Raw genomic sequence first — 8,411 nt, 5'->3', positions numbered from 1 at the left:
GCTGTCGCCGGAGAATGTCGTCATCGTCGGCCTGCGCCACGCCGATCCGGCCGAGGCGCGGGTGCTGAAGGATTCGCGCGTCTCCGCCTTCACCATGACCGACATCGACGCCATGGGCATGCGCGACCTGATGCATGAAGCGATCCGTATCGCCACATCAGGCACGCAAGGCTTTCATGTCAGCTATTCGCCGACCGCGACCGAATTCGCCGGCTGGGCTGCGGGCTCCGGTGGGCTGACCGTGCGCGAAACACATCAGGCGATGGAGGCGATCGCGCTCTCCGGCGGCTTGCTGTCGATGGATGTTTCGGGCCTGACGGCGGATCTGGAGCCGCGGATCGGCACCGACGCGGTCAACTTCGTCATGTCTGCCTTCGGCAAACGGATTCTCTGATCAGCCCTGCACTTCCACTGCCGCCCGCCATGCGCTGACATAGTCGACCCAGGCTGGGTCTATAGGCCGTTCTATTCTTTCGCCCTTGCCCTGTGCCATCAGTTGATCGGATGCCAGCAGCGCCGCGCCGATGCTGGTGCCGGTGGCGGCCTCGGACGCAACCACGGCGCGCGCCGTGGCTGCCGCCAGCATGCCGACAAAGAGCCGGTTGCGGGCAAAGGGGCCTTCGACAGTGGTCGGGCCGTCGGCGCCGATCAGGTCGAGGCAGGTCGCCGTCATCAGCGCCAGATAGAACGAGATAGCGGCAAAGCGCTGGCCATTGTTGATGCCGTCGGCGTTGAGCCATGCCGCGGCATGGTGCGGGAACGGCCCCGAACCTTGCTGGGTCGACGGCAGCAGCAGCGTCTTTCGCGCCAGCACGGCGCCGACATCGGCTTCGGTCCACGGCTCCGGCTGGTCCTTTGTCAGCACCGAAAACTCGCGGCCGCCCATGAAGCGCGCCGAGGGAACGGGATCACCGAGCGCGTTGACATTGACCAGCGTGTCGCGCGCGGCATCCAGCGCAATCTGTTTGCCGCCGACCGCCATCGATACCACCCAGGTGCCGGTCGAGACGACGGAGAAAGGCGGCTTGTCGGAGAGAAGATGCGGCAGCAGCGAGGCGTTGGAATCATGCAGGCCGCAGAACACCGGCGTGTGCGGATCCAGTCCGGTTCGCACAGCAACGGTGGGCAGGATCGGGCCGAGGCGATCGCTGGCCGGCCGCACCGGCGCCATCAGGCTCCGCCACTCCAGCCTGTCGACCAGGGATGAAAAATCCGCCGTCCACGGGTTCCACAGGTCGGTGTGGCAGCCGAGCGAGGTGACCTCGTTGGCGGCGATGCCGGTCAGGCGCAAGGCCCAGTATTGCGGGTACATCAGCAGCGCCGCGGCCCTGGCGAATTCCGCCGGGAAGCTCTTCTGCTGCCAGAAGAATTGTGCTCCGAGATTGAGGCCGAGCGGCAGGCGCGGCGTGCCGGTCTCGGCAAAAGGCGGGCGGATCGCGTCGTAATCCTCGGCCATCCCGTCGGGGCCGTCGAACTCATAGTCGAGCACCGGCAGCACCAGTTCACCCGCCGCGTCGACCAGCACGCCGGTCGCGCCATGGGTGGTGATCGAAATGGCGTCGATGCGCTGTTCGCGGTTGAGGCCGGCAAGGCTTTCGAGGATGAATGCCCACAGTGCCTCGACATCGTGATGTGGGTAAGGCGCCTGCCGCACCGGCGCATTCGCCATGCGGCGCAGCGCCACCTCGCTCAACGCAGCGAGGTCGACCAGCGCCACCTTGGCGTTGGTCTTGCCTATGTCGATGACGGCGATGTGGCGCATCGCAGTCATGCCATATGGAACATTGTTTCCAGCTTCACGGCCACCGGCTCGTTGTCCGGCCTGGTTTCCATGATGTCGGCCATGTGGGCCCACCAGCGCTGCATCACCGAATGCCCGGGCAATTCGTCCATGCGGTGGTCGTCTTGCCGCCACAGCACACCGAACAGGATATTGGTCTCCTCGTCGAGATGGATGGAATAATCGGAGACGCCGGCCTGCTTCAGCAGCGCGACCAGCGACGGCCAGATCTCGTCATGGCGCTTCTTGTACTCTGCCTTCATGCCGGGCTTCAGCTTCATCTTGAACGCGTATTTCTCGGCCATCAACGCCCTCCGCGCAGCCGCCGCCAGACGATCGGCAAGGCGATGACGATGATCAGCAGCAGGCCGATGAAGATCGACATGACGATGCCCGGCACATTGAGCAGGCCGAGCCCGAAGGTCACCAGCCCCATGATGAAGGCGGCGAGCACGACGCCCAGAATGCTGCCGGCGCCACCGAGGATACTGACGCCGCCGAGCACCACCATGGTGATGACTTCCAGCTCGTAGCCCTGTGCGATCGAGGGCCGCGTCGAACCGAGGCGCGAGGTGATCAGCACCGAGGCGATGCCCGACATCAGCCCGGTCAGGCAAAACAGGATGAACTTGGTGCGGCCGACGCGCACGCCGGAAAATTGCGCAGCGACCGGATTGTTGCCGATGGCGAAGACGCGTCGGCCGAAACTCGTGCGGTGCAAGAGGAACCAGTAGACGACAGCCGCGATCAGGAACAGCACCAGCTCGAACGACACCACCCACCAGACATAGCCCTGGCCGAAGAAGGCGAAGCTTGAGGGATAGCCTTTGTAGGCCTGGTCGCCGAGGATGATGAAGGCGATGCCGCGAAACAGGCTCATCGTGCCGATGGTGACGACGATCGAGGGCAGGCCGAGCCTTGTCACCAGCAGACCGTTGAAGGCGCCGCAGCCGAGCCCGACAACGATGCCGATTGCCACCAGCACTGGCGTGCCGGCGCCGGCCTGCACCGCCATGCCCATCATGGTCGACGCCAGCGCAATGATGGCGGCCACCGACAGATCGATCTCGCCCGAGATGATCAGCAGCGCCATGGCGAAGGCGATCAGGCCCTTCTCGGTGAAATTGAAGGTCAGATCGGACAGCGAGTACGGGTCGAGGAAATAGGGCGAGGCGAAGCTGTTGATGGCGAAGATGGCGACGGCCACCACGACCAGCAGCGCTTCCCAGGAAAAGATCGCCGAACGCAGCGGCTTGTCGAGCCGGTCGGGAATGTGGCGCGGGGCAGGGATGTCGGTCACGCCTCCACCTTTCTGAGGATGATGCGGCCTTGCTGGCGCTCGCCGCGCGCATTGAGCACGACGGCCAGAATGATTGCGCTGCCCGAAATCGCCATCTGCCAGAAAGGCGAGATGTTGATGACCGGCAGCGCATTGGAGATGATGCCGAGGAACAGTGCGCCTAATACCGCGCCGCCGACCGAGCCGATGCCGCCGGCGATCGAGATGCCGCCGATGACGCAGGCGGCGATGATGTTGAGCTCATAGCCATTGGCGACCTCGACCGAGGCGATCACGTAGCGCGAGATCCAGAGATAGCCTGACAGGCCGCCAATCATGCCGGAGATGCAGAAGACGATGAATTTCGTCCGGCCGACATCGATGCCGGCATAGACGGACGCCGTCGGGTTGACGCCGATCGCGTAGATCGAGCGGCCGAGCGCGGTGCGTGTCATCACAACGAAGAACAGCGCAATGACCAGGATGGCGATCCACGACAGCACCGGAATGCCGAGGAAGGCCGCGCGCTGGAAGCCGATGAACTCCGGGCTCATCTTGTCGGCATTGACCCAGGCACCGCCGGACAGGACGAAGGTGGCGCCGCGATAGATGGTCAGTGTGCCCAAAGTCACCACGATCGAGGGAATGTTCAGCCGCCAGACCAAAAGGCCGTTGATGGCGCCGAGCACCAGGCCGACGACCAGCGCAATGACGATCAGCAGCGGGATCGGGATCGCCGGATGCGCGGCGTTCAGCATCGCCACCACCATGCCGGTGAAGCAGAGGTTGGACGCCATCGACAGGTCGATCGACCGGGTCAGGATGACCACCATCTGGCCAAGCGCCAGGATCATCAGGATCGAGGTGTCGTTGAACACCTGGCGCAGATTGGCCGGATCGGCGAAGGCCGGAAAACGTGTCGAGATCAGCCCGATCAAGACGATGATGGCAGCAGCCAGCCAGATTTCGCGGTATTTGAGGAAAGCCTTCATGCCGCGATCCCTGCTGCCGTCCGAACCAGCGTCTCGGCGTCCAGCTCCTTGTTGTCGTAGACCGCCGCGACAAGCCCCTCGCGCATGACCACGACACGGTCGGACATGCCGAGGATTTCGGGCAGCTCGGACGACACCATGATCACCGACAGGCCTTGCGCCACCAACTCGGCCATGAAGCCGTGCACGGCGGCCTTCGAGCCGATGTCGATGCCCTTGGTCGGCTCGTCCAGGATGATCACCTTGGGCGACGTCGCCAGCCATTTGGCGATGACGATCTTCTGCTGGTTGCCGCCCGACAGCGTGCCGACATCCTGGCTGAGCGAAGAGGCCCTGAGGTCGAGTCGCTCGGTGTAGGAGCGGGCCAGATCGAACTCCTCCGACAGCCGCAGCAGGCCGGACTTCGACGTGCGCTTGAGCGAAGGCAGCGAGACGTTCTGGAAGATCGGCAGGCCGATCACCACGCCTTGCTTGCCGCGTTCTTCCGGTACGTAGACGATGCCGGCATCGATCGAATCCGCAGCCGATTTCGGCGCGATCGTCTTGCCTTCCAGCGTGATCGTGCCGGCTGAGGTGCGGGTGATGCCCGATATCGCCTGCATCACCTCGCTGCGGCCGGCGCCGACAAGGCCGTAAAAGCCGAGGATCTCGCCCTTGTGCAGTTCGAAGCCGATATCGTTGAATTCGGTCGGATGCGACAGGCCGGAAACGGAGAGCACCGGTGCGCCGATCTCGGCCTTGCGCTGCGGGAAGATGTGATCGACCGCGCGGCCGACCATCAGGCGCACGATCTGGCTCTGGCCGGCATCCTTGATCAGGCCTTCGCCGACCATCTCGCCATCGCGGAACACCGTGTAGCGGTCGGCGATACGGTAGATCTCGTCGAACTTGTGGCTGATGAACAGGATCGCCTTGCCATCGCTCTTGAGGAATTCGATCAGCAAAAAGAGCTCCTCGATCTCCTTCATGGAAAGCGCCGCGGTCGGCTCATCCATGATGACGATCTGCGCGTCGATCGACATGGCACGCGCAACCGCGACCAGATGCTTGTTGGCGATGCCGAGGTCCTTCAGCCGCGCGTCGGCGTCGATATGGCCGGCATGCATGGTGTCCAGCACTTCGCGCGCATTCTTGCGCATCGTGCGCCAGTCGATGGTGCCGAAACGCGTGCGTGGCGCGTGGCCGAGAAAGATGTTTTCGGCGACGCTCAGATCGTCGAACAGCACGGTTTCCTGGTGGATGGCGGTGACGCCATGGCCGAAGGCGGCATGCGCGCTGGGCAGGGTGACGGCGTGGCCGTCTATGCTGATCGTGCCCCCGTCGGGCTGGTAGATGCCGGTCATGATCTTGACCAGCGTCGACTTGCCGGCGCCGTTCTCGCCGATCAGCGCCGTCACCTGGCCCGGATAGAGCGACAGGCTGACATTGTGCAACGCGCGCACGCCGGGAAAGCTCTTGGAGATGCCGGACAGCGTCAGGCGTGGAGCCGGGGCCGGAGGCCGCTCCTTCACCGCGCCGTGTTGGGCTGTCGTGTCCATAGTCGTATCAAGCCCTGAAACAAGGTTCGTTTAAAGCCGCGGCGGGACGTGAGCCCCGCCGCGTCAGCTCTAGAGAACTCCAGATCAATAAATCTTGGAGAACTTTTCGATGTTCGACTTGTCGAACTGGAAGGGCGGAGCCATTGCAGCCGAGTTGGTGTCGTCGAGCGTGACCTTGCCGACGCGGCCGATCGACAGCGTGGCGCCGGGCTTGGCCTCTTCCTTCTTCACCGCCAGATCATGGGCGAGGTAGACGGCCGAGTAGCCGAGGTCGATCGGGTTCCACAGCGCAACCGCCTGGCTGGAACCGTTGTCGATGAACTTCTTGAACTCGGACGGCAGTGCGAGACCGGTGACATTGACCTTGCCGATCAGGTTCTCGTCGGTGACGACCTGGGCGGCGGCAACGACGCCGACGGTGGTCGGCGCGATGATCGCCTTCAGGTTCGGATAGGACTTCAACAGGCCCTTGGCTTCGTCGGTGCTCTTGGCCGAATCGTCATCGCCGTAGACGGTGGCGACGAGTTTGATCTTGGGGAACTTCTCCGGCAGGATCTTCTTGGCCGCGTCGATCCAGGCGTTCTGGTTGGTCGCGGTCGAGGAGGCCGACAGGATGGCGACCTCGCCGCCTTCCGGCAGGTGGTCGGCGGCGAGCTTGATGATGGTCTCGCCGATCAGGCCGGTGTCGGACGGGTTGAGGTGAAGCTGGCGACCTTCCTTGGCGACGCCCGAATCCCACGAGATGACAGTGATACCGCGTTCCATGGCCTTCTTCAGCACCGGCACCAGAGCATCGGCGTCATTGGCCGAAATGGCGATGGCGTTGACCTTCTGCGCGATCAGCGAATTGACCACTTCGATCTGCGCTTCGGCGGTCGCCTTGGTCGGGCCGGTGTAGATGATGTCGACATCGCCGAGTTCCTTGGCCGCCTCTTCGGCGCCCTTGTTGGCGGCATCGAAGAAGCCGTTGCCGAGCGACTTCACCACCAGCGCGATCTTGACGTTTTCGGCATAGGCGGCATTCACGAACATGGCGGCTGAGAATGCAGCCGTCACCATCAATTTCTTCAAGAAGCTCATCGAATTTCCTCCCTTGAGCGTTGCATTCCATCGCCGCTGCGAGCGCGAGTTGGCCTCAGGCCTGCAGTGAAGATTCTTCCTTGTTGGTTGCGGATGTGCGGGCGACGATCAGCGTCACGCCGGCGGTTTCCAGCATCTTGGCTTCGCGATCCTCGATGCCGTCATCGGTGATGACGGTGGCGATGCGCGACAGGCCGCACAGGATCAGGCTGGAGCGTTTGCGGAATTTCGAGGAATCGACCAGCACCACCAACTCGTCGGCCTGGTCGATCAGTTTCTGCTCCGCCTGGATCAAGAGCGGATCGCCTTCCATGAGGCCGAGCGGCCCCAGACCCTGCGCACCCATGAACATGCGGCGCGCATAGAAATTGCGCGTCACGTCGTTGTCGAAGGGCGACAGGATGATGTTCTGCTCGCGATAAATGGTGCCGCCCGACAGCATCACCGTATTCTTGGAGTGCTTGAGCAGGTGCTCGGCGATGGGGAACGAATTGGTGAAGATCGGCATGCGGCGGCCGGTCAGGAAATGCACCATCTGGAAGGTGGTGGTGCCGCCATTGATGATGATCGGTTCGCCGTCGTTGCACAGCTCGACCGCTTCACGCGCAATCGCCCGCTTCTGCGAGGCGTTGATGGTTTCATTGACGGAAAAGGGCCGGCCGGCCAGCCCGATGAACTGCGGCGGCGAGATTGCCTCGGCGCCGCCGCGCACGCGGCGCAGGCGCTTCTGGACGTGGAGAGCCGCGATATCGCGCCGGATCGTCGCCTCGGAGGACTCCGTCAGGTCGACCATCTCCTGCACCGTCACCACAGGCTTTTCCTGGACGGCGGACAGAATGATCCTGTGGCGCTCTTTTTCGTGCATGGTTCCTCCCTGCCCAGGCATCTAGGCACCCAAAACGCGCAGTGTCAATCATTTCCGATCATATAATTTCATTGTGCAGTGCAATATGATCGATATTGATCGTTTGTGATTGACAAGCCGACCGCTTCCGTGGAAATTCGGGGCCAAATGGCCGCGCCTTCTGCGTGCCTTCGGGAGGATTTCTTATGCTCGACAAGCGCACCGGCGCGCGCCTCGCCAATCTGTGGGACGAGGCCAAGGCTCACGCCATGAGCGGGCCGGAACTTCTGGTCTACCGTTCGAACACACTTGGTTCCGACAAGCGGGTCACCAACTATGGCGGCGGCAACACGTCGTCGAAGATCTGGCAGAAAGACCCGCTCACCGGCGAGGATGTCGAAGTGCTGTGGGTCAAGGGATCGGGCGGCGACAGCGCCTCGATCAAGCTGGACGGCTTTGCCACGCTCTACATGGACAAGCTGCGCGCGCTCAAAGGCCTCTATCGCGGCGTCGAGCACGAAGACGAGATGGTCGGCTTCCTGCCGCACTGCACCTTCAACCTCAATCCGCGTGCGGCTTCGATCGACACGCCGCTGCATGCCTACGTGCCGAAGCCCTTTGTCGACCACATGCATCCCGATGCCATCATCGCCATTGCCGCGGCGAAGGATTCGAAGGCGCTGACGAAAGAAATCTTCGGCGAGGCCATCGGCTGGCTGCCGTGGAAGCGCCCTGGCTTCGAACTTGGCCTGTGGCTGGAGAAATTCTGCCTCGAACACCCAGCCGCCAAGGGCGTCATCCTGGAAAGCCACGGCCTGTTCACCTGGGGCGACACCCCCAGGGAATGCTACGAGATGACGATCTCGGTGATCAACCAGGCGATCGAATGGTTCGAGCG

9 protein-coding genes are annotated in these 8,411 nt (G+C 63.1%); 2 read left to right on the top strand and 7 right to left on the bottom strand.

The window, feature by feature from the left end; all coding sequences use genetic code 11:
- Nucleotides 1–394: arginase family protein (locus EN914_RS15395; protein WP_206527207.1), on the top strand; the 394-nt coding region annotated here is incomplete at its 5' end.
- Here EN914_RS15395 and EN914_RS15390 read toward each other — a convergent pair.
- From EN914_RS15390 to EN914_RS15360, 7 genes are all read right to left on the bottom strand, one after another.
- On the bottom strand, nucleotides 395–1,771 hold the full coding sequence (locus EN914_RS15390) for an FGGY-family carbohydrate kinase (protein ID WP_024503131.1): 1,377 nt from the start codon (nucleotides 1,769–1,771) through the stop codon (nucleotides 395–397). It abuts the gene before it with no gap.
- Nucleotides 1,768–2,085 (bottom strand): L-rhamnose mutarotase, encoded by a 318-nt coding sequence (gene rhaM, locus EN914_RS15385; RefSeq protein WP_024503130.1) that lies wholly within the window; start codon nucleotides 2,083–2,085, stop codon nucleotides 1,768–1,770. The genes EN914_RS15390 and rhaM overlap by 4 nt, the downstream gene beginning before the upstream one ends.
- Complete coding sequence (locus tag EN914_RS15380; protein WP_024503129.1) at nucleotides 2,085–3,080, bottom strand: ABC transporter permease; 996 nt, start codon at nucleotides 3,078–3,080, stop codon at nucleotides 2,085–2,087. Before EN914_RS15380 ends, rhaM begins: the two co-directional genes overlap by 1 nt.
- A complete protein-coding gene (locus EN914_RS15375) occupies nucleotides 3,077–4,051 on the bottom strand; it encodes an ABC transporter permease (RefSeq protein ID WP_013533601.1) in 975 nt (324 codons plus the stop codon). Before EN914_RS15375 ends, EN914_RS15380 begins: the two co-directional genes overlap by 4 nt.
- Entirely contained in the window at nucleotides 4,048–5,589 is a 1,542-nt protein-coding gene (locus EN914_RS15370) for a sugar ABC transporter ATP-binding protein (RefSeq protein ID WP_024503128.1), read from the bottom strand. The genes EN914_RS15375 and EN914_RS15370 overlap by 4 nt, the downstream gene beginning before the upstream one ends.
- An 84-nt stretch (nucleotides 5,590–5,673) precedes the next feature.
- A complete protein-coding gene (gene rhaS / locus EN914_RS15365; protein WP_013533599.1) occupies nucleotides 5,674–6,669 on the bottom strand; it encodes a rhamnose ABC transporter substrate-binding protein in 996 nt (331 codons plus the stop codon).
- Nucleotides 6,670–6,724: 55 nt separating this feature from the next.
- Complete coding sequence (locus tag EN914_RS15360; protein WP_013533598.1) at nucleotides 6,725–7,534, bottom strand: DeoR/GlpR family DNA-binding transcription regulator; 810 nt, start codon at nucleotides 7,532–7,534, stop codon at nucleotides 6,725–6,727.
- Nucleotides 7,535–7,719: 185 nt separating this feature from the next.
- On the opposite strand from EN914_RS15360, the gene EN914_RS15355 reads away from it, so the two are divergent.
- A partial coding sequence (locus EN914_RS15355) for a class II aldolase/adducin family protein (RefSeq protein WP_206527206.1) occupies nucleotides 7,720–8,411 on the top strand: 692 nt, incomplete at its 3' end.

Source organism: Mesorhizobium sp. M7A.F.Ca.CA.001.08.2.1, assembly GCF_003998455.1.
GTDB lineage: Bacteria > Pseudomonadota > Alphaproteobacteria > Rhizobiales > Rhizobiaceae > Mesorhizobium > Mesorhizobium ciceri.
Note: the sequence above shows the minus strand (reverse complement) of the source record. Positions and strands in the feature narration are given on the sequence as shown.

Bases quoted from the DNA above. Each gene is read 5' to 3' on its own strand.
- EN914_RS15360 (WP_013533598.1), bottom strand. From the start codon at position 7,534: ATGCACGAAAAAGAGCGCCACAGGATCATTCTGTCCGCCGTCCAGGAA.
- EN914_RS15375 (WP_013533601.1), bottom strand. From the start codon at position 4,051: ATGAAGGCTTTCCTCAAATACCGCGAAATCTGGCTGGCTGCTGCCATC.
- EN914_RS15390 (WP_024503131.1), bottom strand. From the start codon at position 1,771: ATGACTGCGATGCGCCACATCGCCGTCATCGACATAGGCAAGACCAAC.
- rhaS (WP_013533599.1), bottom strand. From the start codon at position 6,669: ATGAGCTTCTTGAAGAAATTGATGGTGACGGCTGCATTCTCAGCCGCC.
- rhaM (WP_024503130.1), bottom strand. From the start codon at position 2,085: ATGGCCGAGAAATACGCGTTCAAGATGAAGCTGAAGCCCGGCATGAAG.
- EN914_RS15370 (WP_024503128.1), bottom strand. From the start codon at position 5,589: ATGGACACGACAGCCCAACACGGCGCGGTGAAGGAGCGGCCTCCGGCC.